This is a genomic window from Pseudomonas sp. JL27(2026), assembly GCF_056933555.1.
In genome coordinates this window covers 1,904,755-1,929,764 of the sequence record NZ_CM167794.1, presented here as the reverse complement: position 1 = coordinate 1,929,764, position 25,010 = coordinate 1,904,755, and the positions used below count along the sequence as shown (strand labels likewise).

Annotated in this window: 26 protein-coding genes; 5 read left to right on the top strand and 21 right to left on the bottom strand. The window is 58.7% G+C overall.

Annotated features, from left to right (window positions below):
* Positions 1-18: 18 nt before the first annotated feature.
* Positions 19-948 carry an electron transfer flavoprotein subunit alpha/FixB family protein gene (locus tag AC1Z1G_RS08755; RefSeq protein WP_483626439.1) on the bottom strand — a complete coding sequence of 310 codons (930 nt, stop codon included), beginning with the start codon at positions 946-948 and terminating at the stop codon, positions 19-21.
* Between the two features lie 2 nt (positions 949-950).
* Positions 951-1,700 (bottom strand): electron transfer flavoprotein subunit beta/FixA family protein, encoded by a 750-nt coding sequence (locus tag AC1Z1G_RS08750; RefSeq protein WP_262112147.1) that lies wholly within the window; start codon positions 1,698-1,700, stop codon positions 951-953.
* A gap of 561 nt (positions 1,701-2,261) precedes the next feature.
* Between AC1Z1G_RS08750 and AC1Z1G_RS08745 the strand changes: the two genes are divergently transcribed.
* Entirely contained in the window at positions 2,262-3,926 is a 1,665-nt protein-coding gene (locus AC1Z1G_RS08745) for an electron transfer flavoprotein-ubiquinone oxidoreductase (RefSeq protein WP_483626437.1), read from the top strand.
* Between the two features lie 95 nt (positions 3,927-4,021).
* Here the strand turns inward: AC1Z1G_RS08745 and AC1Z1G_RS08740 are convergent, their stop codons facing one another.
* On the bottom strand, positions 4,022-4,912 hold the full coding sequence (locus AC1Z1G_RS08740) for an AraC family transcriptional regulator (protein WP_483626436.1): 891 nt from the start codon (positions 4,910-4,912) through the stop codon (positions 4,022-4,024).
* A 180-nt stretch (positions 4,913-5,092) separates the two neighbouring features.
* On the opposite strand from AC1Z1G_RS08740, the gene AC1Z1G_RS08735 reads away from it, so the two are divergent.
* The gene (locus AC1Z1G_RS08735; RefSeq protein WP_483626434.1) at positions 5,093-6,145 is read left to right on the top strand and encodes an NAD(P)-dependent alcohol dehydrogenase; all 1,053 of its coding nucleotides are present in this window, start codon (positions 5,093-5,095) and stop codon (positions 6,143-6,145) included.
* A 102-nt stretch (positions 6,146-6,247) separates the two neighbouring features.
* Here AC1Z1G_RS08735 and AC1Z1G_RS08730 read toward each other — a convergent pair whose 3' ends face one another.
* The 3 genes from AC1Z1G_RS08730 to AC1Z1G_RS08720 all read right to left on the bottom strand — a co-directional run bounded on the left by AC1Z1G_RS08730 (position 6,248) and on the right by AC1Z1G_RS08720 (position 8,619).
* Positions 6,248-7,129: a hypothetical protein gene (locus AC1Z1G_RS08730; protein WP_483626432.1), complete on the bottom strand. Its 882-nt coding sequence runs from the start codon at positions 7,127-7,129 to the stop codon at positions 6,248-6,250.
* 208 nt (positions 7,130-7,337) lie between these two features.
* On the bottom strand, positions 7,338-7,832 hold the full coding sequence (locus AC1Z1G_RS08725) for a PAAR domain-containing protein (RefSeq protein ID WP_483626430.1): 495 nt from the start codon (positions 7,830-7,832) through the stop codon (positions 7,338-7,340).
* A gap of 304 nt (positions 7,833-8,136) precedes the next feature.
* Complete coding sequence (locus AC1Z1G_RS08720; protein ID WP_347904916.1) at positions 8,137-8,619, bottom strand: GNAT family N-acetyltransferase; 483 nt, start codon at positions 8,617-8,619, stop codon at positions 8,137-8,139.
* Positions 8,620-8,749: 130 nt separating this feature from the next.
* On the opposite strand from AC1Z1G_RS08720, the gene AC1Z1G_RS08715 reads away from it, so the two are divergent.
* Positions 8,750-9,415 carry an HD domain-containing protein gene (locus tag AC1Z1G_RS08715; protein WP_483626429.1) on the top strand — a complete coding sequence of 222 codons (666 nt, stop codon included), beginning with the start codon at positions 8,750-8,752 and terminating at the stop codon, positions 9,413-9,415.
* Positions 9,416-9,579: 164 nt separating this feature from the next.
* The gene (locus tag AC1Z1G_RS08710) at positions 9,580-10,452 is read left to right on the top strand and encodes an esterase/lipase family protein (protein ID WP_483626427.1); all 873 of its coding nucleotides are present in this window, start codon (positions 9,580-9,582) and stop codon (positions 10,450-10,452) included.
* A 107-nt stretch (positions 10,453-10,559) separates the two neighbouring features.
* Here the strand turns inward: AC1Z1G_RS08710 and AC1Z1G_RS08705 are convergent, their stop codons facing one another.
* The 5 genes from AC1Z1G_RS08705 to AC1Z1G_RS08685 all read right to left on the bottom strand — a co-directional run bounded on the left by AC1Z1G_RS08705 (position 10,560) and on the right by AC1Z1G_RS08685 (position 14,736).
* Positions 10,560-11,537 (bottom strand): DUF3829 domain-containing protein, encoded by a 978-nt coding sequence (locus AC1Z1G_RS08705; protein ID WP_483626425.1) that lies wholly within the window; start codon positions 11,535-11,537, stop codon positions 10,560-10,562.
* Positions 11,538-11,628: 91 nt separating this feature from the next.
* Positions 11,629-12,189: a DUF1285 domain-containing protein gene (locus tag AC1Z1G_RS08700; RefSeq protein WP_483626424.1), complete on the bottom strand. Its 561-nt coding sequence runs from the start codon at positions 12,187-12,189 to the stop codon at positions 11,629-11,631.
* A gap of 17 nt (positions 12,190-12,206) precedes the next feature.
* Positions 12,207-12,812, bottom strand: coding sequence for a DUF4823 domain-containing protein (locus tag AC1Z1G_RS08695; RefSeq protein ID WP_483626422.1), 606 nt, complete (start codon positions 12,810-12,812; stop codon positions 12,207-12,209).
* Positions 12,813-12,988: 176 nt separating this feature from the next.
* Positions 12,989-13,957 carry a GTP 3',8-cyclase MoaA gene (locus AC1Z1G_RS08690; RefSeq protein ID WP_483626421.1) on the bottom strand — a complete coding sequence of 323 codons (969 nt, stop codon included), beginning with the start codon at positions 13,955-13,957 and terminating at the stop codon, positions 12,989-12,991.
* Positions 13,958-14,097: 140 nt separating this feature from the next.
* Complete coding sequence (locus AC1Z1G_RS08685) at positions 14,098-14,736, bottom strand: TetR/AcrR family transcriptional regulator (protein ID WP_008152317.1); 639 nt, start codon at positions 14,734-14,736, stop codon at positions 14,098-14,100.
* A gap of 79 nt (positions 14,737-14,815) precedes the next feature.
* Between AC1Z1G_RS08685 and AC1Z1G_RS08680 the strand changes: the two genes are divergently transcribed.
* Complete coding sequence (locus AC1Z1G_RS08680; protein ID WP_483626419.1) at positions 14,816-15,949, top strand: aminotransferase class V-fold PLP-dependent enzyme; 1,134 nt, start codon at positions 14,816-14,818, stop codon at positions 15,947-15,949.
* 218 nt (positions 15,950-16,167) lie between these two features.
* Here the strand turns inward: AC1Z1G_RS08680 and AC1Z1G_RS08675 are convergent, their stop codons facing one another.
* From AC1Z1G_RS08675 to plsX, 10 genes are all read right to left on the bottom strand, one after another.
* Positions 16,168-16,953 (bottom strand): TatD family hydrolase, encoded by a 786-nt coding sequence (locus AC1Z1G_RS08675; protein ID WP_483626417.1) that lies wholly within the window; start codon positions 16,951-16,953, stop codon positions 16,168-16,170.
* Positions 16,954-16,965: 12 nt separating this feature from the next.
* Positions 16,966-17,322, bottom strand: coding sequence for a PilZ domain-containing protein (locus AC1Z1G_RS08670; protein WP_483626416.1), 357 nt, complete (start codon positions 17,320-17,322; stop codon positions 16,966-16,968).
* Between the two features lie 42 nt (positions 17,323-17,364).
* Complete coding sequence (locus AC1Z1G_RS08665; RefSeq protein WP_483626415.1) at positions 17,365-18,351, bottom strand: DNA polymerase III subunit delta'; 987 nt, start codon at positions 18,349-18,351, stop codon at positions 17,365-17,367.
* Positions 18,352-18,452: 101 nt separating this feature from the next.
* On the bottom strand, positions 18,453-19,574 hold the full coding sequence (gene mltG, locus AC1Z1G_RS08660; protein ID WP_483626414.1) for an endolytic transglycosylase MltG: 1,122 nt from the start codon (positions 19,572-19,574) through the stop codon (positions 18,453-18,455).
* Positions 19,575-19,577: 3 nt separating this feature from the next.
* Positions 19,578-20,393: an aminodeoxychorismate lyase gene (gene pabC / locus AC1Z1G_RS08655; protein ID WP_483626413.1), complete on the bottom strand. Its 816-nt coding sequence runs from the start codon at positions 20,391-20,393 to the stop codon at positions 19,578-19,580.
* Positions 20,393-21,637 carry a beta-ketoacyl-ACP synthase II gene (fabF, locus tag AC1Z1G_RS08650; RefSeq protein WP_483626412.1) on the bottom strand — a complete coding sequence of 415 codons (1,245 nt, stop codon included), beginning with the start codon at positions 21,635-21,637 and terminating at the stop codon, positions 20,393-20,395. The genes pabC and fabF overlap by 1 nt, the downstream gene beginning before the upstream one ends.
* Before the next feature lie 109 nt (positions 21,638-21,746).
* The gene (acpP, locus tag AC1Z1G_RS08645) at positions 21,747-21,983 is read right to left on the bottom strand and encodes an acyl carrier protein (RefSeq protein ID WP_003175607.1); all 237 of its coding nucleotides are present in this window, start codon (positions 21,981-21,983) and stop codon (positions 21,747-21,749) included.
* Between the two features lie 191 nt (positions 21,984-22,174).
* Entirely contained in the window at positions 22,175-22,918 is a 744-nt protein-coding gene (gene fabG, locus AC1Z1G_RS08640) for a 3-oxoacyl-ACP reductase FabG (protein WP_483626410.1), read from the bottom strand.
* A 16-nt stretch (positions 22,919-22,934) separates the two neighbouring features.
* Entirely contained in the window at positions 22,935-23,873 is a 939-nt protein-coding gene (gene fabD, locus AC1Z1G_RS08635) for an ACP S-malonyltransferase (protein ID WP_483626408.1), read from the bottom strand.
* A 126-nt stretch (positions 23,874-23,999) separates the two neighbouring features.
* Positions 24,000-25,010, bottom strand: a complete 1,011-nt coding sequence (plsX, locus tag AC1Z1G_RS08630) for a phosphate acyltransferase PlsX (protein ID WP_483626406.1) — start codon at positions 25,008-25,010, stop codon at positions 24,000-24,002.

The window sequence follows — 25,010 nt, the reverse complement described above, 5'->3', positions numbered from 1 at the left end:
ATAAGTGAAGCGACTGGATTAGACCAGCTTCTCCAACTCGGGGATAGCTTCGAACAAGTCCGCAACCAGACCGTAATCGGCTACCTGGAAGATCGGTGCTTCTTCATCCTTGTTGATCGCAACGATCACCTTGGAGTCTTTCATGCCGGCCAGGTGCTGGATCGCGCCGGAGATACCGACGGCGATATACAGCTGTGGCGCAACGATTTTACCGGTCTGACCAACCTGCATGTCGTTCGGTACGAAACCTGCGTCGACTGCTGCGCGGGAAGCGCCAACGGCAGCGCCCAGCTTGTCGGCCAGTGCGTACAGGTGCTTGAAGTTGTCACCGTTCTGCATGCCACGGCCGCCGGAAACGACGATCTTGGCAGCGGTCAGTTCAGGACGATCGGACTTGGCCAGCTCTTCACCGACAAAGCTGGAAGTGCCCGCGTCGTGAGCAACTGCAACCGCTTCAACGGCAGCCGAACCACCTTCGCCAGCAACCGGGTCGAAACCGGTGGCGCGCACGGTGATGACTTTTACCGAAGCCGACGACTGCACGGTAGCAATGGCGTTACCGGCGTAGATCGGACGCTTGAAGGTGTCAGCGCTTTCAACCGAGATGATCTCGGAGATCTGGTCAACGTCCAGCTGAGCGGCAACGCGCGGCAGGATGTTTTTGCCGTTGGAAGTAGCGGCAGCCAGGATGTGGCTGTAGCTCTTGCCCAGTTCGGCGACCAGCGGAGCAACGTTTTCCGGCAACTGATGCGCGTAAGCGGCATTGTCAGCGTTCAGGACTTTGCTCACACCAGCGATTTTCGCAGCGGCTTCAGCCACGGCGCCAGCGCCTTGGCCTGCGACCAGAACGTGGATGTCGCCGCCGATTTTGGCAGCAGCAGCCACGGTGTTCAGTGTGGCCGGGGCCAGCACTTTATTGTCGTGTTCAGCGATTACCAAGATAGTCATGATCAGATTACCTTCGCTTCGTTTTTCAGTTTCTCGACCAGTTCAGCCACCGACTTGACCTTGATACCCGCGCTGCGTGCAGCCGGCGCTTCGACTTTCAGGGTCTTGTTGGTGGAGGCGGTGGAAACGCCCAAAGCGTCAGGAGTCAGCACTTCAAGCGGCTTCTTCTTGGCTTTCATGATGTTTGGCAGGGACGCATAACGCGGCTCGTTCAAACGCAGGTCGGTGGTCACGATGGCCGGCAGTTTCAGGGAAACCGTCTGCGCGCCGCCGTCGATTTCGCGAGTCACGGCAACGCTGTCGCCGCTGACTTCGACTTTCGAAGCGAAGGTGCCCTGACCGTAACCGCTCAATGCAGCCAGCATCTGGCCAGTCTGGTTGTTGTCGCTGTCGATGGCTTGTTTGCCAAGGATCACCAACGAAGGCTGTTCCTTGTCGACAACAGCTTTCAACAGTTTGGCAACGGCCAGGGAGGTCAGGTCTTCGGCGGATTCGACGAGGATGGCGCGGTCGGCACCCAGAGCCAGCGCGGTGCGCAGTTGCTCTTGAGCGGTGGACGGGCCGATGGAGACGACGACGATTTCAGTCGCAACACCTTTCTCTTTCAGGCGTACGGCTTCTTCCACTGCGATTTCGCAGAAAGGGTTCATCGACATCTTGACGTTAGCGAGATCGACGCCGGAGTTGTCCGCTTTGACGCGAACCTTGACGTTATAGTCGACCACTCGTTTGACAGCTACAAGAACCTTCATGGATTCCTCGTTACTCTCCGGTGAAAAGAAAGTCGCCTAGGCGAACCTGGCGGTTGATGCTCATCGGGTACAAGGGCACCTCTAAAAACGCCGGCGCGGACTCTTTTAACAGCAAACAGGTGTCTTGCTCACGGGAGTGATGACCGTTCGTCAGTGGTGACTAGCGAGTCATTCTTTATCGCGGCGTGTAAACTTCGCGCCTGACCCACACTGCGCGTCACCTTGTACTGCCTTCGCCCTGTCTTTAGAGGTGCTCTTGAAACCAACAGTCAGCCTACGGCGAGCGCAAAACCGCCCGTATCTTGACCGGAACGCCTATTCTGGTCAATACGCCAAAACGCCCCTGTTATCAGCCGTGCTTCTTTGATTTCTCTGGCTTCCAGCAAATTCAAACAAACGTTTGTATTGGACGCTGAGAGTGGTGTAGATATAATGCGCCCCCTAGAGAGAAAGGTGGGTCATCCATTGTCCCCTTCGGCCCTTTTGTGAAGGAAATAATGGATGCAACGCCAAACCTCCAATTAGAAAAAAAACTGTTGAGCCTTGAGTAGGAGATAGCCTGTGGAACGCGAATACATGGAATTCGACGTGGTCATCGTCGGTGCCGGCCCCGCTGGCCTGTCCGCCGCCTGCCGATTGAAGCAGAAGGCCGCCGAAGCCGGTAAGGAAATCAGCGTCTGCGTGGTCGAAAAAGGCTCCGAAGTCGGCGCTCACATTCTGTCCGGTGCCGTGTTCGAACCACGCGCCCTGAACGAACTGTTTCCTGACTGGAAAGAACTCGGCGCACCGCTGAACACGCCAGTCAAGCGCGACGACATCTTCGTCCTCAAGAACGCCGACAACGCAATCAAGATTCCTGACCTCTTTGTGCCCAAGACCATGCACAACGAAGGCAACTACATCATCTCCCTGGGCAACCTGTGTCGCTGGCTGGCTCAGCAGGCCGAGAACCTGGGCGTGGAAATCTACCCAGGCTTCGCCGCTCAGGAAGCGCTGTTCGACGAGAACGGCGTGGTTCGCGGGATCATCACCGGCGACCTGGGCGTCGACCGCGAAGGCAACCCGAAAGAAGGCCTGTACACCCCAGGCATGGAACTGCGTGGCAAATACACGCTGTTCGCCGAGGGCTGCCGTGGCCACATCGGCAAGCAACTGATCAAACGCTTCAACCTGGACAGCGACGCCGACGCCCAGCACTACGGCATCGGCCTGAAAGAAATCTGGGAAGTCGACCCGGCCAAGCATCAGCCAGGCCTGGTGGTACACACCGCCGGTTGGCCGCTGGACATCATGGGCACCGAGAACACCGGCGGCTCGTTCCTTTATCACTTGGAAAACAACCAGGTGGTCGTCGGCCTGATCGTGGACCTGTCCTACAGCAACACTTACCTGTCGCCGTTCGACGAGTTCCAGCGCCTCAAGCATCACCCGGTGCTCAAGCAGTACCTGGAAGGCGGCAAGCGCATCAGCTACGGCGCCCGCGCGATCTGCAAAGGTGGCCTGAACTCCCTGCCGAAGATGGTCTTCAAGGGCGGCGCGCTGATCGGTTGCGACCTCGGCACCCTGAACTTCGCGAAGATCAAAGGCAGCCACACCGCCATGAAGTCCGGCATGCTTGCCGCGGAAGCCGTGGCGGATGCGCTGTTTGCCGGCTCCGAAGGCGCGGACGAACTGAACAGCTACGTTGATTCGTTCAAAAAGAGCTGGCTCTACGACGAACTGTTCGCCAGCCGTAACTTCGGCCCGGCGATCCACAAGTTCGGCGCCATTGTTGGCGGCGGCTTCAACTGGGTCGACCAGAACATCTTCGGCGGCAAACTGCCGTTCACCCTGCGTGACACCAAGCCAGACTACGCCTGCCTGAAACTGGCAGCCGACTGCAAGAAGATCGACTACCCGAAACCGGACGGCAAACTCAGCTTCGACAAACTCAGCTCGGTGTTCATCTCGGGCACCAACCACGAAGAAGAACAGCCGTGCCATCTGAAACTGGCCGATGCCAGCATCCCGATCAGCAAAAACCTGCCACTGTACGATGAGCCCGCTCAGCGCTACTGCCCGGCCGGCGTGTACGAAGTCATCACCCAGGAAGACGGCGAGAAGCGCTTCCAGATCAACGCCCAGAACTGCGTACACTGCAAGACCTGCGACATCAAGGACCCTGCGCAGAACATCACGTGGGTGACACCGGAAGGCTCCGGCGGCCCGACTTACCCGAACATGTAAGTCGACCCGCTAAACATCAAGGCTCCCGAACGGGGGCCTTTTTGTTGCCCGCCATTTGCCTGCCAACCCACAGTCAATGTGGGAGCGGCAGTGGATCAAGCAACGCGTTCATCTCCAGGATTGCGCTCAAAGTAGCGTTTGTACTCACGACTGAACTGCGATGTGCTCTGATAACCCACCCGATGCGCCACCTGCGCCACGCCCAACCCTTCGGACAGCAACAACTGCTGAGCCTTGAGCAAGCGCAGGCGTTTCAAATACTGCACCGGCGACAACAACGTGCTGCGCTTGAAATGCTCGTGAAAGGTCGACGCACTCATGTTCGCGCAACTGGCCAGGGTCTCGACATTCAACGGCTCGGTGTAGTGCGCATGCAAGTGGCTCAAGGATGCGGCAACCCGGGCGAACTGCCCCTGCTGCTCCACCAGCGCCCTCAATACATCCGCCTGAGGCCCCCGCAACGCCACGAACAACAATTCACGCAGTCGCGCCTGCCCCATGACCTGGCACTCCAGCGGATCGTGCAGACAGTGCAACAAGCGCTCAACGCAACCGCGCATGGTGTCATCGAGCACCGCCGAGGTCATGGACTCTGGCGTCTGCGCCGGCGTATTACGCCCGGGCGCCAGCCCCATGGCCAACACCAGCTCACCCAGCAGTGCCCGGTCAATGCCGATGGAAACACCCAACAGAGGCGCATTCGGCATGGCGAAGGTCTCACATTCAAACGGCACTGGCAGCGCCTGAATCAGATAGTGCCCGGCGCCATACTCCAGGGTTCGCGGCCCTAGGTACGCCAACTTGCTGCCCTGAACGATGATCATCAGGCTCGGTTCATAGATCTGTGGCCCACGGGCCACATCGCAACTGGCACGCAGCACCTGAACACCCGGCAGCCGCGTCGGGATAAAACCGTCACGGGTCGCAAGCGGTTCAATCAACGCAACCAGCGCGGCATTGGCGGCGAGATGACGAGTCAACAACATGGCAAAAACTTCACGAAATTGGGGATGAAAGCATCATCGCAGGTCTGAGCACCAATGCGACCGATCCGCCCCCGATGCCGGAGAAATAGGCATGACACGCGGAGGAATCGCCATGGCCGCCCCCGAGGGCGACGCGGAAAATGGCCCACCTCACCCGTCACTGCTTTTGCGAGGTTCATCATGTACACCGCCATCGGTTACGCCGCCCAGTCGGCCGCCACTCCCCTCGCCCCCATGACTTTCGAGCGTCGCAGCCCACGCGCCGACGACGTAGCGATCGAGATCCTGTACTGCGGCGTATGCCACTCCGACATCCACCAGGCACGCAATGAGTGGGGTATCGCCGTCTACCCGCTGATGCCGGGCCATGAGATTGTCGGCAAGGTCACCGCCGTCGGCGCGAGCGTCACTGCCCACAAAGTCGGCGACCTGGTTGGCGTCGGCTGCATGGTCGACTCGTGCCGTCACTGCGAAGCCTGCCAGGCCGATCTGGAACAATATTGCCTCGAGGGTCCAACCATGACCTACGCGACCCCGGACCGGGTCGATGGCAGCAACACTATGGGCGGCTACTCCGACAGCATCGTCGTCAGCGAACACTTCGTCGTGCGCATCCCGGCAAAGCTCGACCTGGCCAGTGCCGCGCCGATTCTCTGCGCCGGCATCACCACCTACTCGCCACTCAAGCACTACGGCGTGAAGGCTGGCGACAAGGTCGGCATTCTCGGCATGGGCGGTCTCGGCCACATGGGTATCAAGTTCGCCAAGGCCATGGGTGCCGAAGTGACGCTATTCACCCGTTCGGCGAGCAAGGCTGAAGAAGGTCGTCGCCAAGGCGCGGACCATGTAATCGTGTCCACCGATGCCGAGCAGATGAAGGCCGCAGCCGGGCAATTCGATTTCCTGCTCGACACCATTCCGGTGCAGCACGACCTCAACCCCTACCTCGATACCCTGCGCTTCGACGGCGTGCATATCCTGGTCGGCCTGATCGAGCCGATCGATCCGCCCGTCCACGCCGCCAAACTGGTGCTGGGGCGTCGGGTACTGGCCGGCTCGTTGATTGGCGGCATTGCCGAAACCCAGGAAGTGCTGGATTTCTGCGCCGAACACGCCATCACTTGCGACATCGAAATGCTCGACATCCGCCAGATCAATGAAGCCTACAGCCGCATGATCGCGGGCGACGTGAAATACCGTTTCGTCATCGACATGGCGACGCTCAAAGCCTGAGTCCAGCCCTGTCGCTTAACGGCGTAAACCACCGGGCCGTGAGCTCTTCGACCCAAGAGCCCCGCCCGGTTTTTTCATGCGAGCCGGCCAAGCCACCCGGGGTCAGTATCCTTCGCTAGGCGTATAGATCTGTACTGTTTCAGGCCCATACGACCCCACTTGGTGGGTGTAACCCAAGCTGTCGCTCACCCCCTCCTCCTGACGCCCATCCTCGCGCACAATAATGTAGAGAACGCCCGGTATCGGAAAGCCGGTTTCATTGTCAACCAAGCGGTACTTGTCGTTATAGGGCGCAAACGAACTCAACAGCCCACTGAACGGCAAACTGCTGCATACACCGCCGTGGACGATGACTACACCTCCATGCCAAGTCCACTCGTTGATACACACGGGCTCGAACAGCAACCAGGAAAACGGACGATCCTCTGGTGGCAGAATCACAAAGGCGTGTGAAAGTATCTCTTTATCCACCTCGGCAATGATGCGTGACGTCGGGATATACATGATCTTTGAATAATACGGGGTGAAAAACCACGCGACATTCACGGTTTTACAGGGAATATATTCCTGGGATTTCAATAATGAGAGCAGCTTTTCTTTCCTGATCTCACGCTGAGAGGTGTGACGGTCGCTATCCTCGGCAAACCTGATCGAGGTCCGGAACTCGTAACGACGGTCGCCCTCGACAAGATGAGCATCATCTAGAAAACCATGCATCGACAAACGGATAGTATGGTCGTTCGAAAAGTTCCTATCACCGTCCAGTGAACACGTAATCCACGCATTGCCACCTGCGTTGATACCGTTGGACTTGTAGATATTTCCCAGGTCCCGATCGGACCTGAAACGTAACTCATACCGACCCACGCCTTCGTAATTGATCGAGGTAAACTCAACACGCGCGTCAGGCACGTGCAACTGCATACACGACGAACATAAAACAACCATCAACACCAACAGCAGCCGTACCATTTTCATTCCCAAGATAACGTTCCATCCCCAAAAACCGCTCAACCCACCGCGCTGCTGATTTGCTCTGTCAATGCTCGCTCTTCTGTACCTCGATCATGATCTTGCGGGCAGGGATCGTCAGCGCCTGCGAGTGGTAAGGCCAGTACCCTAACGCTACAGGGTTTGCTTTCTGCAGAGGCACCGCCAACGGACAGACGTTGCGTCAGCGGCGCACTTATCCTCAGCCGACAAACAATTTGATCGTTTCAGCCAAATGCGAACTGACGGTATGGGTGAAGCCTGCCGCATCCGTAACACCAGGCTCCTGTGAGCCGTCGCCACGCAGGATCACATAAGGGTGATTGGGAATCGGCTCACCGCTTTCCTCGTTAACCATCAGCATCTTGTCCGTGAAGTGCACCGGCATCGGCAACAACCCACTGAACGGAGCCCCGCCGCCACTTTGACCGATGATCACCGTCCCCGAGCCACCTACCACGACATTGCCGTGGCCACCAGTGCTGTCGAGCGTGGCGGCGTTGAGGCCGTTGATGAACACCGTGCCGGAGACGCCGCCAGTGATCGGGCTGCCACAAGCGCTAGGGTCGGATTTACGGGCAGCGGCCAGGCCGTCAAAGAACACGTCGGGCGAGCCGGAGGCAATCGGGTTGTTGCCATGGCCCGGCAACGGGCACGCGGTAGGATCGGTTACGCGCGCAGCGGGTTTTCCACTCAAGTTAAAGCTCCTTGCTTCTGAATCCTGGGGTCATGACGCAAATACATGACGACACTCATCGCGCCGAACAACGCGCGAGGGGCAACATGAAAGCAGCGATGATGGGGCAGATGTCCGGACGCCAAACGCAACGCGTGAAGCCAGACGTTCCAAGCGGTCCACGGACGTGGAAAGTAAGTGCCGAAGGCATTGCAAGTGTCGTCCGTGAGCGCGCAAAGGGCCAACAGGATGCCGGACTGAAGCGGTGCCGACAACTGATAAACACGGCATTACGCCATCGCCGCCATCAGAGCACCGCGTGCGCTCATTTGCCTTCGGCAAACTCACGCAGAACCTCGCCGTCCATGCGATAGCGCACCCACTCCTCCTGTGGCTGTGCACCCAGGGATTTGTAGAACTCGATAGCCGCCGTGTTCCAGTCCAGCACGCTCCATTCAAACCGGCCGCAGTCATTGGCGCAGGCGATTTTCGCCAAGTGACGCAGCAACTGTTTGCCGGCACCGCCGCCCCGCTGCTCGGGGGTGATGTAAAGGTCTTCGAGGTACAGGCAGTTGCTGCCCAGCCACGTCGAATAACTGAAAAAGAACACCGCAAAACCGATTGCCACGCCATCACGCAGACAGATCAGGCCGTGGGCCGTGGCGCCTTCGCTGAACAGGCTGCGCTGAATATCAGCAACGCTGGCGATGACCTCATGCCGCGCCCGCTCGTAGTCAGCGAGTTCGGTGATGAAGCCGAGAATCTGCGGCGCGTCGCTGGGTTGTGCGGGGCGAATTTCGAGGGACACAGGCTCGGCTCCTGAAGGCGTTAAGGACGCCATACTAAGTCGACTTCGCGTACCGCTGCACGGCAATTTTCATCACCAAACAATCAACGCTACCCTGCCCGTCACGTCGCCACCTCTTCCAGGGAATCCCATGCACCTCACTGCCTTCGCCCCACTGCAAACCCTCGCTGCCACACTGCTGCCCCACGCACTTGAACCCAGTGAAGACGGCGCCCACGACCTGTCACATTTGCAGCGGGTGTGGCACAACGTCCGGCAAATCCAGCACGAAGAAGGTGGCGACCTCGACGTATTGCTGGCGGCAGTGCTGTTACACGATTGCGTAGCGGTGGAAAAGAACTCGCCGCTGCGCTCGCAGGCCTCGCGACTGGCCGCAGACAAAGCTTCGACGCTGCTGGCCGGGCTGGGTTGGGCGACACGACGAATCGCCGATGTGGCCCACGCTATCGAAGCCCACAGTTTTTCGGCGAACATCGCTCCTGTTCACCTGGAAGCAAAAATCCTCCAGGATGCCGACCGCCTCGATTCCCTCGGCGTACTCGGCGTGGCCCGCACTTTCTACATTGCCGGACGCATGGGCAGCGCGCTCTATGACCCGCAGGACCCCACCGCCATCACGCGGGACTACGACGACAAGCGTTTTTGCCTCGACCACTTCCAAACCAAGCTTTTGCGCCTGAGCAACGGATTCCAGACACCGACCGGCAAGCGTCTGGCGCTGCTACGCCATGACCGCCTGAAACGTTTCATGGAGGACTTCATCGATGAGATCGGTTTACCACCTGACGTCGCCTGAGTTCATCACTCCGTTTTCTGCGGACGTTGAACATACTCCACGGCTGTGCTGACGCAGGGCGAAGCGATTTGTATCAACCCGCTTTGTAAACTACGGTTAGCCGCAACAGATCGAGCAGTCAATAGCATCTGTTCCACTTCAATCCGCTATGGACAGGTATAAGCATGAACATGGATGCGTCTACGCAATACCCGATTGTCTTGGTTCACGGCCTTTTCGGCTTCGATAAAATTGCTGGTTATCCGTACTTCTTCGAAATCAAGCAAGCCTTGGAACGTGCTGGCGCCCGGGTGTTTGCCGTCAACATTCCAGCCGTCAACGGTAATGAGGAGCGCGGTGAAAAACTGCTCGAACACGTCAACCGCATATTGCGCGAAACGGGAGCCGCCAAGGTCAATCTGATCGGCCATAGCCAAGGCCCCCTGGCAGCACGCTACGTAGCCGCTCTGCATCCGGAAAAGGTTGCGTCGGTCACCTCGGTCAGTTGCCCCAATCACGGCTCCGAGATCGCCGACCAATTGCATAAGGCACTCACGCCAGGAGAGTTGCCCGAAGCGTTCGTACTGGCCTTGGTAAGCGCAGTCGGCACGTTCATTTCGTTGATCAGCGGCCATCCGGAAAACCCGGTGGACCCTCAAGCGGCTTTCGAATCACTGACCAGCGCAGGCCTGGCGGCATTCAACCGCAAGTACCCGCAAGGGGTGCCCAAACACTGGGGCGGTGAAGGCAACGAAGTTGAAAACGGCGTGTATTACTACTCCTGGAGTGGGATCGTGCAGAACTTTCAGAGCCTGCAACCCCTTGATCCGAGCCACATGAATTGCATCGTGCTGTCGAAGTTGTTTTACAAAGAGAAAGACGCCAACGACGGACTGGTCGGCCAATACAGCTCGCACCTGGGGAAGGTGATTCGCTCAGACTATCCCATGGACCACTTCGACGCAGTCAACCAAATGGCCGGGATCACCAGTTGGAACGTGAACCCGGTCGGGCTCTATCTTGAACATGCCGCCCGACTCAAGAGCAAGGGCTTATAAGCTCACCGCCTCGAGGGTTGAGGCGGCGTGCAAACCGGACGCTCAAGGCGCTCGCCATCGCCACCTGCAAGCCGTAGCCGCAGGTGGCGATCTTTCAACCTGCAGGTTCAGCAGGTCGGGATATTGAAGCGGTTAACCATGTTGGAATAGTTCTGGTTGTAACTATTGGTCGCCTCCATGAGATGGGTGCGATGCTGGTAGCCGGGTATTGGACTGCGTTGAGCTGCCTCGCGCTTATAGACGCCGTCCTTGACTTCCTTGACGATCGAGCGCGACTTGCCGATGAATCGATTGATTTCCATCATCCCGCCGCTACAGCTTTTCCCGCTTTCAGCCGATTGCTCGGCTACTTTTTTGCCCCAGCCTGTAGCTACATCGGCCGCCAGTGCCAGAGACTTCTCAAATGCTTCCAGTGCCTTCGGATCATTCGGTGCCGCGAACAATACGTTGGCATCGGCGTGGTTGATCTTGCCGTAGTAGATCAGCCCAGCACGGTAGTACGCGGCCGTGTCTTTGGGCGCTTCATCAAACGCTTTCTTGACCAGCGCCTGATCACGCGCACCGAGACCGTCGAAGAACGCACTTTCGGCCTGTGCCACAGCGGCCAACGCAGTGAGGTAATTGCTACTCAACTGACGCGCCTTGTCGCCGTTGTCCGCCAGATAACCTTTGGAGGCCGCGTAGTTGTTCAGTTCGTGGCTCAGGGGCGAGAGCTTTTTGAGTGCAGCGGAAAAGTCCTTGGCCGCTGCATCGATTTCAGCGATGGGCGCATTGATGGCAAATGCCTTATCGAGCTTCGCCGTCGACTGATCGATCATAATATCGTTCTCGATGTTCAGACTGGTCAGCGGCGCCTTGCCATTGAGCAATGGCACCTGATTGTTCAGGTACCTCTCATGGACTTGCTGGAATGGCGTGGTGAGCTTGTTGGCCACATCGACGTAGAGGTTGTACTTCTGGATTTCCTGCTGCTCGCCAGCGCTTTGCACAGATTGCGCCTTGGCGGCATCCGGTTTGTCGCCACACCCGGCCAGCAAGGCAGAGCTTCCCAGCAGGGCAGCAGCCAAAATAATCCGATAGTTCATGGGTTTTCTTCCTTAAAAAAATTCCGTGATTGAAGAGTCCTGTTCAACACCCGAACCTTGGCGCAACGTGTGACAGGTATTACGTCAGAGCCTAAGGCTCAAGCCCGATGGGAAAGAACTCGCCACCGCTCCACACGCCCAACCAGCGCTGGCCGTCGATTTCGCGGCTGACGGCCAGCTCCACCAGTTGATAGAACACGTTGCGATGGATCAACGCTTCAAGATTGGTTCGTACATGCACATAAGGCGCAGGCTCCTGCGTCACAGGGTCGATCATCACGCGTAACGGATGCTCGGCACCGGCCTCGGTCTGCTCATCGACGTTGGTGGTGAAGCGCAGTAACTGAGCTTCGCCCTCGCCTTCAACCTCAAGTGCCACCGCCACGAACGGCGCGTCGTCGACCCGAATGCGGACCTTCTCGACCGGTGTGATCAGGAAATACTCATCGCCGTCGCGACGGATGATGGTGGAGAACAGCTTGACCATCGGTTTACGACCGATCGGCGTCCCCAGGTAGTACCAGGTACCATCACGGGCGATTCGCATGTCGATATCGCCGCAAAAATCAGGGTTCCAGAGGTGGACCGGCGGCAAGCCTTTGGACGCGGGGATCTGTCCTAACAGATCGTTGGCTTTGCCTGGACCACTCATGCTGTTCTCCTTGTGAATTACTGGTCGCTGAGGCCCAGCAGGCTGCGCGCGTATTCTTCAAGCGGCGGGCCTAGCAGGTCTTCTGGCTTGTTGTCGTGGAACGTCAGTAAACCGCCACGGCTTTTGATCCGCGCAGTATCAATCAAATACTGGGTGCTGGTCTCGATCAGCATGATCTGAATCACACCGCTGTCTATCCCCAGGCGATCCACGGCTTCCTGATCGAGCCACTCGTCCGAGTTGCCGATACGGTCGTCAGCCTTGGCGAAACGGGCGTAAAGCAGGTAATGCGCGCCCGCGGCACGCGCCTCGCCCATCGCCTCGTCCAGGCCTACCGGCGTGCGTGCACGGCGGACCATCGGGAAGTATTCGATAAAGCCTTTGAAGGCTTCTTCGGCCACCACGTTCGGCCGTGGATAGGCACTGCCCGGCGGCGCAAACGCACCCTGGGCGATGTAGATGAACGAGTCTGGCTGAATGCGCAGGTTGTTTACGCGACGGCTGTCGCTGTGATCGAGCAGACCCGCGTCACTCATGTGATAACGAACGCCCTCGCCCATATCGCTGACATTCATGCAGCCACCAATCGCCAAAAAGGCCAGCAGCAAAACCAGGCTACGCATCCTATCCTCCAGATAGCCGGTGACGGAAAACCGGCGAATGTCCGCAGGATGCAGCTTCCGCGCCAGCTCAATGGATTGAGGCAGGCCAGGTGCTTTTTTAGTGGAACCAAGATGGCAATCGCGGGCAGCCTCACCCCTACAGATGATTACTACACCGCAGGAGTAGTGGGAGCCGGTCAGCCGCCGATGATTTTCATCACGGTCGCGCCGCCGGAGAACGCCACTTCCTGCTTGTCGCCCAAGGCTTTCACCAGCAGACGCTGAAGGGCCGGCAAGGCCTGATGGCGGGGCTTGTCCAGCAAGTCGCCAACATAGTGACGATTGCTCGACGAAAGACAGCCGTGCAGCCATCCGGTCGACGACAAACGCAGGCGCGAGCAGGTTCGGCAGAACGGCACGCTTTCATTGGCGATCACGCCGAAATGGCCTTGCCCCGGGATTTCGTAACGCACCGCCGTGGCGTCCACCGGCGCATCAGCCTGCAAGTATTCGTAACGCTCGCCAATCAGGCCCAGCAGTTGCTGAAGGCTGACGAACTGCTGCAAGAATGCATTCGAATCGCTGGCCAGGTGGCCCATGCGCATCAGCTCGATGAATCGCAATTCATAGCCACGTTCCAGGCAGTAATCGAGCAGCGGCATCACCTGATCAAGGTTTTGCCCGCGCAACGGCACCATGTTGACCTTGATCTTCATGCCCGCCGCGCTGGCCTGCGCCATGCCATCGAGCACGGTCGCCAGGTCACCGCCACGCGCAATACCACGAAAGGCGCTGGCGTCCAGGGTGTCGAGGGAAACGTTGATTCGGCGAATACCGGCATCCACCAGCAACGGCAGCTTGCGCGCCAACAACTGGCCATTAGTGGTCAGACTGATGTCGGCAAGGCCCATCTGGCCCACCGCGCTCATGAACGCTTCGAGCTTGGGACTGACCAATGGCTCGCCACCGGTAATGCGCAAACGCTCGATGCCGGCGGCCTCGATCAAATAGGCAACGCCACGGGCCATCGCCTCGGCCGACAATTCATCCTGCGCAGCCACCAGCCGCTTGCCGTTGGGCACGCAGTAAGTACAGGCGTAGTTGCAGGCAGAAGTCAGGCTGACACGCAAATTGCGAAAACGTCTGCCTTGTCGGTCAACGATCATGGATCACTCCGGCGAAAGGATTGTAGAACGCGCCAAAACTTGACTCACAAATCAAGTTTTGGCAAGCCCTATGCCTGAGTATATTCCTGGGAGACTGCGCCATGCAGGGAAATCATGGCGCAATAAGGCAACTGAATGAATCAGCTGCTCGGGGTGTCGGTGTCGCGCTTGCGCTTGTTGCCCATGCGCACGCCGATGTCCATCAGGAACTGGAAGAAGCCTTCCTGATCTTCCAGCACATTGCTCCAGAACGGCGAGTGATACAGCGCCACCGCGCCGTGCACCAGCGCCCAGGACGCGCAGTAGTGGAAGTACGGCGGCACGTCTTCAAGCTTGCCTTCGCTGATGCGGCCCTTGATCAACAAGGTCAGGCGCTCGAAGTTGGAGGCGCGAATCTTGTGCAACTCCTCGACCATCTCCGGCACCTGATTGCCCTTGACCACCTTCTCTTCCAGGCGATCGAACAAACGGTAGCGCTGCGGGTCGCGCATGCGGAATTCGAAGTAGGCCCGGGACAGGGCTTCCTTGTCCTTATCGACATCGGCAGAGTGCAGCAACTCGTTCAAGTCCCGCTCATAATCGAGCATCAGGCGCAGGTAAATCTCCGCCTTGGACTTGAAGTGCTTGTAGATCGTGCCTTTGCCGATACCCACGGCATCAGCGATCATCTCGACGGTGACGCTGTCTTCACCTTGGTCGAGGAACAGCTTGAGCGCGGTATCGAGAATTTCTTGCTCGCGGCGACGAAACTCACGGACCTTACGAGGTTCTTTGTGCATAAGAAAAGGTCTGTAGGGGTCAAAATTCGAAGCCGCGTATTATGCCTAACTTGCGCCAAATTGCACGGATCATCCGACCATGACTACGTTTCTTGATGAATTTGTACAGGCTCCGGGCCTGCGTTATTTGAACCATGCGGCCGTCGCACCCTGGCCAAATCGCGCCGCCACGGCAGTAACGCGCTTCGCCCAGGAGAACGTTTTGCTGGGCGCGCGGGACTATTCGGACTGGATGGCGCTTGAGCAACGCCTGCGTGAACGGCTGATGCGCCTGCTCAATGCGCCGTCAACGGATGACGTGGCACTGGTCAAAAATACTTCTGAAGCCCTGTCATTTGTCGCCTTCGGACTGTCCTGGGAAAGCGGCGACCAGATCATTATCAGCGATGAAGAATTCCCGTCCAACCGAATCGTCTGGGAAGCGCTCGCCCCTCAAGGCGTTGAAGTGGTGCAGGTCAGCCTCAAGGGTGATGACCCGGAAGGCGCCCTGCTGGCCGCCTGCGGGCCGCGCACCCGATTGATGTCGGTGAGCGCGGTGCAATTTGCCAGCGGCCTGCGCCTGGACCTGCAACGCCTTGGCGCCGGGTGCAAGCAAACCAACGTGCTGTTCTGCATCGACGCCATCCAGCAACTTGGCGCCCTGCCCTTCGACGTCCAGACCTATCAGTGCGACTTTGCCATGGCCGACGGCCACAAATGGCTGCTCGGGCCAGAAGGCCTGGGGGTGTTCTATGTGCGCAGCGAATTGCGTGAACAGCTCAAACTTCACGAATTCGGCTGGCACATGCTCGAACACATGGGCGACTACAACCGCACCGGATGGGAACCCGCCAAAAGCGCCCGACGGTTTGAATGCGGCAGCCCGAACATGCTCGGCGCAATGGCGCTGGAGGCCAGCCTGTCATTACTGGAAGAAGTGGGGATGGAGCGCGTCGCCACGCTGATTGCCGAGCGCGTGCAATGGCTGCAAGACGGTTTGAACGCCATTCCCGGCGTGCGCCTGCACAGTCCGTTGAACCCGGCGCGACGTGGCGGGATTTTCTCGTTCAGTATCGACAATATCGATAACCAGACCGTTTACGAAGCACTCAAGGCGCAAAACGTGGTGTGTATTCCACGCGGTCCAGGCGTACGTTTTTCTCCGCACTTCTACACTGAAAAACGCGTAATCGACGAAACTCTGGCCATTGTTGCAGTGATTGCAAGAGGATGAGAACTCATCCGAAGCGCGCGTATTCCAAATACGTTTAAGAAATGGCCGGGGCAAACTGGACTCGGCGCCAGAGTGATCAATACTTGAACTGTCAGCGCGGCATCTCCCCCAAGTGGCGCGCTGATAAAGGTACCAACGGACCGCGTGCCTTTTGTTTTACTCCTAATGGTCTTAACCCGGATTCACCCCCCAGAACCCGGGTTTTTTTTGCGTAAAATTCAGCGTTTGACGTGTGCCAGCGGAAACAGCCGCTGGAAATTCTCCGTAGTCTGCTCGGCAAAACGCTCGTAGGACTCACCACGCAACATCGCCAGAAATTCCGCCACTTCCCGCACGTACTGTGGCAGGTTCGGCTTGCCGCGATAAGGAATCGGCGCCAGGTACGGCGAGTCGGTTTCCACCAGCAGCCGATCGGCCGGCACCTGGCGGGCCACGTCACGCAAGGCGTCGGCATTGCGGAAGGTCACAATCCCTGACAGCGAAATGTAGAAACCCAGGTCCAGCGCAGCCTTGGCCATGTCCCAGTCTTCGGTGAAGCAATGCAGCACACCGGCCTGCGGCAGCGCGGCTTCGCGCAACAGGCTCAGGGTATCGGCACGGGCGCCACGGGTGTGGACGATCACCGGTTTGCCGGTTTGCTGGGCGGCTTGCAGATGCAGGCGGAAAGACTCCTGCTGTAACTCGGCAGCTTGCGGCTCGTAGTGATAATCCAGACCGGTTTCGCCAATCGCGACCACCCGCGGATGGTTGAGCTCTTGCAGCAACCAGTCCAGCGCCGGTGCGGCACCCGGCTGAACATCGAGCGGGTGGACGCCGACCGAGCAATCGACATCGGCGTAACGCTCGGCCAGGGCCTTGACGTCGGCCGCGTTGTCGACGCTGACACCAATACACAAAAAGTGCCCTACACCGCGTTGGCGGGCCGCTTCCAGCGCGGCATCAAGGGAACCGTCGTGTGCGGCGAGGTCGAGGCGATCAAGGTGACAATGGGAATCTACGAGCATAAAGGGCTGCAACTACATCGTATGAGTGGGACGGTCGGACCTGAGGGCTCCGGCCAAATGGGTTTCGATTCGACTGCGTGCGCAGTTGTCGCCGTCGTCGAACTGCACGCCGACGCCCGCTGCCCGGTTGCCTTGCGCACCTTTAGGGGTGATCCAGGCGACCTTGCCGGCGACCGGAATTTTTTCCGGCTCATCCATCAGGCTCAGCAGCATGAACACCTCGTCGCCCAACTTGTAGCTTTTGTTGGTCGGGATGAACAGGCCACCGTTCTTGATGAAGGGCATGTAGGCCGCGTAAAGCACAGACTTGTCCTTGATACTCAAAGACAAAATGCCGTTGCGCGGCCCTGGATTGACAGGTTCGTTCATGCTGACCTCCGCGGTTGAGAGCTTGAGTCTAGGCGCAGCCAATTATCTCTGCGCGGGCAAACCCGCCCATTGCACCAGCAAAGCCTCGAGCAACAGCACGCGGTTGAGGTTGGCTTTGCACAGCACTTTCTGGCGCTGGGCGAGAATCCAGTCCTGAATATCCAGGACCTTGCCCTGAGATGTTTTCTGCGCCAGGTACTGCACGACTTTTTGCATGTCGCCCAGGCCAAGCCCCGCCTCATCCTGAGTCAACTGATAACGCAGGATCAGGCTCGACCAATCACAGAACCAGTCGAACAACAGCAGCAATGGAATCGCATTCCAGCCCTCGGCGAGTTGCGTCGGCGACTGCTGTTGCTTGAGCAGTTTCTTCACCCCGTCAACCACCAGCGCACGCTGCTCGCGCACGCCCTGAGCTTGCAGGGTGACTGCCGCCAGCGGCGAACCGGCGGCCAGGGTCAGCAGTTCGACACGCTCCTCTTCTGCGCAATCGGGCAAGGCCTTGGCCAACCACGCCAGGCTCATGGCCTCGCTCGGCAGCGGACAGGCCTGCTGCACGCAACGGCTCTTGATGGTCGGCAGCAAGCGGCTGGTCTGGTGACTGACCAGCAACAACACCGTATCGCCGGACGGTTCCTCAAGGCTTTTGAGCAAGGCGTTGGCGGCGTTGATGTTCATTGACTCGACCGGCTCGATCAACACCACTTTGCGCCCACCCAACTGGGCGGTCTGAACCACGAAGCTGACCAACTCACGGACCTGGTCGACCTTGATCGCCTTATCCGCCTCTTCCGGCTCCAGCACATAGTTATCCGGATGGCTGCCGGCCTTGAGCAACAGGCACGACTTGCACTGCCCACAAGCATCCAGGCCTTGCGGGCGCTGGCACAGCAAGCGCGCCATCAGGCGCTCGGCCAGGGCCCGCTTGCCAATGCCTGCCGGACCATGGAGCAAATAGGCATGGGCGTGCTGCGTACGGCCCGCCAGTTGCTGCCAGAGGCTGTCCTGCCACGGATAGGCCTCAGCCACGGGACACCTCCAGCCATCGCGCAACCGCATCAAGTGGTTGCGCTCGCACAAGTGCGGCTTCCAGGATCATCAGGCCAGTCACAAGCAGTCCTTAATCAGTGTCATTGCGGCTCGGTAGCGGCAGGCTCGGTCGCCTGCGGCTGCTCGGGCGCGGTTTCAGGCGAGGCCGGGGCATTTGCATCAGGCGTAACAGGCGCCGGACTTGAACGGTAGTCCGCACGCCGCTTGAGCTGAAACTCGCGCACCGCACTGTTATGAGCATCCAGGTCGTCGGAGAACACATGGCTACCGTCACCCCGGGCGACAAAATACAGGCTGTTTCCAGACACCGGGTTAAGCGCTGCGTGGATGGCTTCGCGACCGACCATGGCAATCGGCGTGGGCGGCAAACCAGCGATCACATAAGTGTTGTAAGGCGTGGCTTCCTTGAGGTGCGCCCGGGTCAGTTTTCCGGTGTAGCGCTCGCCCAGGCCATAGATCACCGTAGGGTCGGTTTGCAGCAACATGCCGATCTGCATGCGTCGCACAAACACCCCGGCAATCTGTCCGCGCTCCTGGGGCACTCCGGTTTCCTTCTCCACCAGCGAAGCCATGATCAGCGCTTGATACGGCTCGGTGTACGGTACATCGGCGGCGCGCTTGCTCCACTCTTTGGCCAGCACGTCATCGAGACGGTCATACGCCTTCGCCAGCAACTCGGCGTCGCTCATGCCTCGCACGAAACGGTAGGTGTCGGGGAAGAACCGCCCCTCCGGAAAGACCCCGGCGTGACCGAGCTTGTCCATGACCTGGCTATCGCTCAAACCTGTCAGGGTTTGCTCCAGCTTTTCATTTTTTGCCAGCGCCGCACGGACCTGGCGGAAATTCCAGCCCTCGACCAGCGTCAGGCTGTATTGCACCACTTCACCTTTCTGCCAAAGGCCGATCAAACCTTGCACATTCATGCCCGGCAGCATTCGATACTCACCGCTGTGCAGCGGCTGACCAGCGAGATTGAAACGCCAGTAGACACGCAACCAGAAAGCGTCCTGCAGGACACCGTCAGCTTCGAGGCGGTTGAAGGTACCGGATGGCGTCGAGCCGGCCGGCACATCGAGCAACTCTTCCTGAGTAATGTTGAGCGGCTGCTCCAGCGCCGAATTGATTTTCCAGGCCGAAGCGCCCAACAGCAGCCCTGCCAGAACCAGTCCGGTCTCCAGCAGCAGCAAGAATTTACGTCTCACGAATCAAGCATCCAATAGCGCGCGGGCAATGCCTTGCAGTTTACGGGTGAGCGGCCCAACCGGCCAGCTCAGCGCTGCATAGGCGCGTACCGGCCAGACGCCGTATACGCTGTTGCAGACGAAGATTTCATCAGCCTGTTGCAGTTGTTCAAGGCTGATGTCGGCGATGTGCGTGGCGATCCCCAGCTGTCGGGCCTGGAACAGCAGCTCGGCACGCATCACCCCGGCCACACCACAACGACTCAAGTCCGCAGTCAGCAGCTCGCCGTCGCGGACCAGGAACAGGTTACTGAACACGCCCTCAATCACGCGCCCCTGAAGGTCCAGCATCAGACCTTCGGCGTGCTCGGCATCCTGCCACTCGGAACGGGCCAAAACCTGCTCAAGGCGATTCAGATGCTTGAGGCCGGCCAATAGGGGTTGTTCGGACAGTCGTGTGAGGCAAGGAAACAGCCGAATGCCCTGCTGACCATGAATAGCCGGATAAGCAGCGGGAGGATTACCTTGCAAAATTCGGTGTGGTTGCGCCGCAGGATCGGGCGCATAGCCACGCAAGCTGTCGCCACGGGTGAGGATCAGCTTGAGCACCCCCTCGCCCAGAGCGGCGGCATAGGCCAGCACTTCACGGTGAATCAACGAATGATCCGCAGTGATCGCCAGCCGAGAACAGCCATCGGCCAGACGGCACAAGTGCCGTTCCAGCAACACAGGCTGCCCACCTCTGACGGCAATGGTCTCGAACAGACCATCACCGTAGGCCAGGCCGCGGTCTTTTAGTGACAGAGCGTCAGCCGGTTGACCATCGACCCAGCTCTCCATCAGTCAGCGAACCGACGGAACACCAGCGAGCCATTGGTGCCACCAAAACCGAAGGAGTTGGACAGCACCACGTCGATTTCCATGTTGCGCGCAGTGTGCGGCACAAAATCGAGGTCGCAGCCTTCATCCGGCTCATCAAGGTTGATGGTCGGCGGCGCAACCTGACTGTTGATCGCCAGCACGCTGAAAATCGCCTCGATGGCGCCCGCCGCCCCCAGCAAGTGACCGGTCATCGACTTGGTCGAGCTGACGGCCATCTTGTAGGCGTGATCGCCGAAGACGGTCTTGATGGCTTCAGCTTCCGCCAGGTCGCCGGCCGAGGTCGACGTACCGTGGGCGTTGATGTACTGCACTTGGTCGACATTCAGCCTGGCGTCACGCAGCGCGTTGGCGATGCAACGTGCGGCACCCGCGCCATCGGCCGGTGGCGAGGTCATGTGGTACGCATCGCCACTCATGCCGAAGCCAATCAGCTCGGCGTAAATGGTCGCGCCACGCGCCTTCGCGTGCTCCAGCTCTTCGAGGACCAGTGCACCGGCCCCGTCGGAGAGCACAAAGCCATCACGGCCCTTGTCCCACGGACGGCTGGCACGGGTGGGTTCGTCATTGCGGGTCGACAACGCGCGGGCAGCACCAAAGCCACCCATGCCCAGACCGCAGGCCGCCATTTCGGCGCCACCGGCAATCATCACGTCGGCTTCGCCATAGGCAATGTTGCGTGCAGCCATCCCGATGCAGTGCGTACCGGTGGTACAGGCCGTCGAGATGGCGTAGTTAGGCCCCTGCACACCCAGGTGGATGGACAGAAAACCGGAAATCATGTTGATGATCGAGCCAGGCACGAAGAACGGAGAAATCCGTCGTGGGCCGGAATCATGCAGTGTGCGGCTGGTTTCTTCGATATTGGTCAGACCGCCAATACCTGAACCCATGGCCACGCCGATGCGCTCACGGTTGGCGTCGGTGACTTCCAGGCCGCAATTGCGCATGGCCTGAAAACCGGCCGCCAGGCCGTACTGAATGAACAGATCGAGTTTGCGAGCCTCTTTGACCGACAGGTATTCCTCGACATTGAAGCCCTTTACCGAGCCGCCAAAACGGGTGGAATAGGCAGAAAGGTCGGTGTGTTCGATCAGACCAATGCCACTACGGCCAGCCAGAATGCCCTGCCAACTGCTCGGCACATCCGTGCCCAGTGGCGACAACATACCCATACCGGTGACTACGACGCGTCTACGCGACACAGCACTCTCCTTTTTTCAAATGACGACTTTGCATCAGGCCTAAAGAAAAAACCGCACGCCATGATGGCAGTGCGGTTTTTCCATGACAGCAAGCAACGATTACAAACTATTACGCCTGGTGGCTAGTAACGTAGTCGATTGCAGCTTGTACAGTAGTGATCTTCTCAGCTTCTTCGTCAGGGATTTCGGTCTCGAATTCCTCTTCCAGAGCCATCACCAGCTCAACGGTGTCAAGGGAGTCGGCACCCAGGTCTTCAACGAAGGAAGCAGTGTTCACAACTTCTTCTTCTTTAACGCCCAGTTGCTCAGCAACGATTTTCTTGACGCGCTCTTCGATGGTGCTCATACCTTGTTTTCACTCCTAATGGACAAATTCAGGCAGCTGGCCAGTGGGTAAGTGTATAGAAAGGCTTTTCAGCTTTTCAACTGAAAGCTTCACTCCTCAAACCCTTTGGCCCGCCGCCTATAAATAGATTGCAGCTTTATAACGGATTTTAGACAGCTCGTATGACATTTTTTTGAAGCAATCCGTCACATTTAACTCATGTACATCCCGCCGTTCACCGGGATTGTAGCCCCAGTAACGTAAGCCGCACCGTCCGACGCAAGAAAAGCGACCACAGACGCGATCTCTTGAGCTTGCCCCAGACGGCCCAGCGGAATTTGCACCTGCAAGGCTTCACGTTGCGCCTCTGGCAGTTCGCGGGTCATATCGGTATCGATGAACCCAGGGGCCACCGCATTGACTGTAATCGACCGCGAACCGACTTCACGCGCCAGAGCACGACTGAAACCTTCCAGGCCTGCCTTGGCGGCCGCGTAGTTTACTTGGCCTGCGTTACCCATGGCACCCACAACCGAACCAATACTGATAATTCGGCCCCAACGCGCCTTGGTCATGCCGCGCAAAACACCCTTGGTCAGGCGAAACAGACTGTTCAGGTTGGTATCGACGACATCATGCCATTCGTCATCTTTCATGCGCATCATCAGGCTATCGCGGGTGATGCCGGCGTTATTTACCAGAATCGCCGGAGCACCGAACTGCTCCTGAATGCTCGCCAGAACGGCCGCTACGGACTCGTCGCTGGTGACATTGAGTTCCAGGCCAGTGCCCTGGATACCCTGCTCCTTGAAAGTTGCAGCAATACGCTCAGCACCCGACGCAGTCGTCGCCGTGCCGATAACGGTAGCACCTTGACGCCCTAATTCCAGCGCGATGGCCTGGCCAATACCACGGCTCGCACCGGTCACCAATGCAACTTTACCTTGCAGACTCATGCAGGCTTCTCCTAATTCAGACCAACACTGCGCGGGCGGCAGCGAAGGTATCTGGTGTATTCAGGTTAGAGGTCGACACGCCATCGGCGCAGCGTTTGTTCAGACCGGCCAGGACTTTGCCAGGACCGCACTCAACCAGTTGAGTGGCGCCCTTGGCAGCCAGCACCTGGACCGACTCGACCCAGCGAACCGGCTTGTACAGCTGCTCCAGCAGATCGCGCTTGAGGGTCTCCAGATCGGCAGCCACATTAGCGCTGACGTTCTGCACAACAGGAATCTGCGGCACCTGCCAGTCGATCGCAGCGATCGATTCAGCGAAACGCTCGGCAGCCGGGCGCATCAACTCGCAGTGCGACGGCACGCTGACCGGCAGCGGCATGGCGCGCTTGGCACCACGCGCCTTGCAGCCTTCAATGGCGCGCTCGACAGCAGCCTTGGCACCCGCGATAACCACTTGGCCCGGGGAATTGAAGTTCACCGCGCTGACCACTTCACCTTGCGCGGCTTCGGCACAGGCGGCCAGCACATCAGCATCTTCCAGACCCAGGATGGCAGCCATGCCGCCCTGCCCGGCCGGAACCGCTTCCTGCATCAACTGGCCACGACGCTCGACCAGTTTGACCGCATCGCCCAGGCTCAGGCTGCCAGCCGCGACCAGCGCGCTGTACTCACCCAGACTGTGACCGGCAACGTAAGCCGGACGCGCGCCGCCCTCAGCCAGCCACAGACGCCACAGGGCGATCGAGGCGGTGAGAATGGCCGGCTGGGTTTTGTCGGTTTGATTGAGTTGCTCTTCCGGCCCCTGCTGGGTCAGTGCCCACAGGTCGTAACCCAGAGCATCGGAAGCTTCTTTGAAGGTATCGAGGATCAGTGGATGTTGCGCGCCCAACTCGGCCAGCATGCCGAGGGACTGCGAACCCTGTCCTGGAAAGACGAATGCGAGGGAAGCAGACATGTAACAAGCCCCTAATGATCTTGTCGTCGGATAATTGACGCCCCCATGCGAGGGACGCCAGAAACTGACAGTTGGATGGCCAATTGAACCGAGCGGTCACATTTAAGCATTGTCAGACGAAAATGCCTAAAGCAACAAATCCTCCAGCCGCCCGTGCAAGCGCTGCGGCAGATTCTCTTGAATCTCGATCAACGCCCGCTGTATAGCGCTTTGAAACCCCTGAACACCGGCCGATCCATGACTTTTAACGACGATACCCTGCAAGCCAAGAAAGCTTGCGCCATTGTGTCGCGCAGGCGCCAGATCCGCCTGCAAACGCTTCATCAAGGGCAACGCCAGCGCCCCCACCATCCTTGAAGCCAGGTTTTTCTTGAACAAGGCCTCGATCCGTCCGGCGATCATCGTCGCCAGACCTTCACTGGACTTGAGCAGGATGTTGCCGACAAAACCATCACATACCACCACATCAGCCTCGCCGCGATACACACCATCGCCCTCGACAAAACCGATGTAGTTCAGGCCTCGCGCATTTTGCAATAACGTCGCCGCCAGCTTGACCTGTTGATTACCCTTGATGTCTTCAGTCCCGATATTCAGCAGCGCAACCCGTGGGCGCGTGATGCCCAGGGCTTCCGCCGCAACCGACCCCATGACCGCGAACTGAAACAGGTGCTCGGCACTGCAATCGACATTGGCCCCCAGGTCAAGCAACTGGCAATAGCCACGCTGAGTCGGGATCGCCGCCACCATCGCAGGCCGGTCGATACCCGGCAACGTCTTGAGCACATAACGCGAAAGCGCCATGAGCGCCCCTGTATTACCGGCACTGACACACGCCTGGACCTTGCCATCACGCAACAACTCAAGTGCCACTCGCATCGACGAGTCAGGTTTGCCGCGCAGGGCTTGCGAAGGTTTTTCGTCCATGCCGATGACGTCGGCGGCCGGTGCAATCGTCAGGCGTGCGCGATCCACAACCGAATGGCTGGCAATCAAATCTTCTAATAAGGAGGGTTGACCGACGAGGGTCAGGTGCAGCGAGGGCGTAGCAGATAGGCAAGCAAGGCTGGCCTGAACAATGCTGCGGGGACCGAAGTCCCCGCCCATTGCGTCAATCGCGATGACTTGAGCGGACAA

Excerpts from the sequence above, each read along its gene's own strand:
- AC1Z1G_RS08755 (WP_483626439.1), bottom strand. The coding sequence starts at position 948 with ATGACTATCTTGGTAATCGCTGAACACGACAATAAAGTGCTGGCCCCG.
- AC1Z1G_RS08750 (WP_262112147.1), bottom strand. The coding sequence starts at position 1,700 with ATGAAGGTTCTTGTAGCTGTCAAACGAGTGGTCGACTATAACGTCAAG.
- AC1Z1G_RS08740 (WP_483626436.1), bottom strand. The coding sequence starts at position 4,912 with ATGTTGTTGACTCGTCATCTCGCCGCCAATGCCGCGCTGGTTGCGTTG.
- AC1Z1G_RS08735 (WP_483626434.1), top strand. The coding sequence starts at position 5,093 with ATGTACACCGCCATCGGTTACGCCGCCCAGTCGGCCGCCACTCCCCTC.
- AC1Z1G_RS08715 (WP_483626429.1), top strand. The coding sequence starts at position 8,750 with ATGCACCTCACTGCCTTCGCCCCACTGCAAACCCTCGCTGCCACACTG.
- AC1Z1G_RS08710 (WP_483626427.1), top strand. The coding sequence starts at position 9,580 with ATGAACATGGATGCGTCTACGCAATACCCGATTGTCTTGGTTCACGGC.
- AC1Z1G_RS08705 (WP_483626425.1), bottom strand. The coding sequence starts at position 11,537 with ATGAACTATCGGATTATTTTGGCTGCTGCCCTGCTGGGAAGCTCTGCC.
- AC1Z1G_RS08700 (WP_483626424.1), bottom strand. The coding sequence starts at position 12,189 with ATGAGTGGTCCAGGCAAAGCCAACGATCTGTTAGGACAGATCCCCGCG.
- AC1Z1G_RS08695 (WP_483626422.1), bottom strand. The coding sequence starts at position 12,812 with ATGCGTAGCCTGGTTTTGCTGCTGGCCTTTTTGGCGATTGGTGGCTGC.
- AC1Z1G_RS08690 (WP_483626421.1), bottom strand. The coding sequence starts at position 13,957 with ATGATCGTTGACCGACAAGGCAGACGTTTTCGCAATTTGCGTGTCAGC.
- AC1Z1G_RS08685 (WP_008152317.1), bottom strand. The coding sequence starts at position 14,736 with ATGCACAAAGAACCTCGTAAGGTCCGTGAGTTTCGTCGCCGCGAGCAA.
- AC1Z1G_RS08680 (WP_483626419.1), top strand. The coding sequence starts at position 14,816 with ATGACTACGTTTCTTGATGAATTTGTACAGGCTCCGGGCCTGCGTTAT.
- AC1Z1G_RS08675 (WP_483626417.1), bottom strand. The coding sequence starts at position 16,953 with ATGCTCGTAGATTCCCATTGTCACCTTGATCGCCTCGACCTCGCCGCA.
- AC1Z1G_RS08670 (WP_483626416.1), bottom strand. The coding sequence starts at position 17,322 with ATGAACGAACCTGTCAATCCAGGGCCGCGCAACGGCATTTTGTCTTTG.
- pabC (WP_483626413.1), bottom strand. The coding sequence starts at position 20,393 with ATGGAGAGCTGGGTCGATGGTCAACCGGCTGACGCTCTGTCACTAAAA.
- acpP (WP_003175607.1), bottom strand. The coding sequence starts at position 21,983 with ATGAGCACCATCGAAGAGCGCGTCAAGAAAATCGTTGCTGAGCAACTG.
- fabG (WP_483626410.1), bottom strand. The coding sequence starts at position 22,918 with ATGAGTCTGCAAGGTAAAGTTGCATTGGTGACCGGTGCGAGCCGTGGT.
- fabD (WP_483626408.1), bottom strand. The coding sequence starts at position 23,873 with ATGTCTGCTTCCCTCGCATTCGTCTTTCCAGGACAGGGTTCGCAGTCC.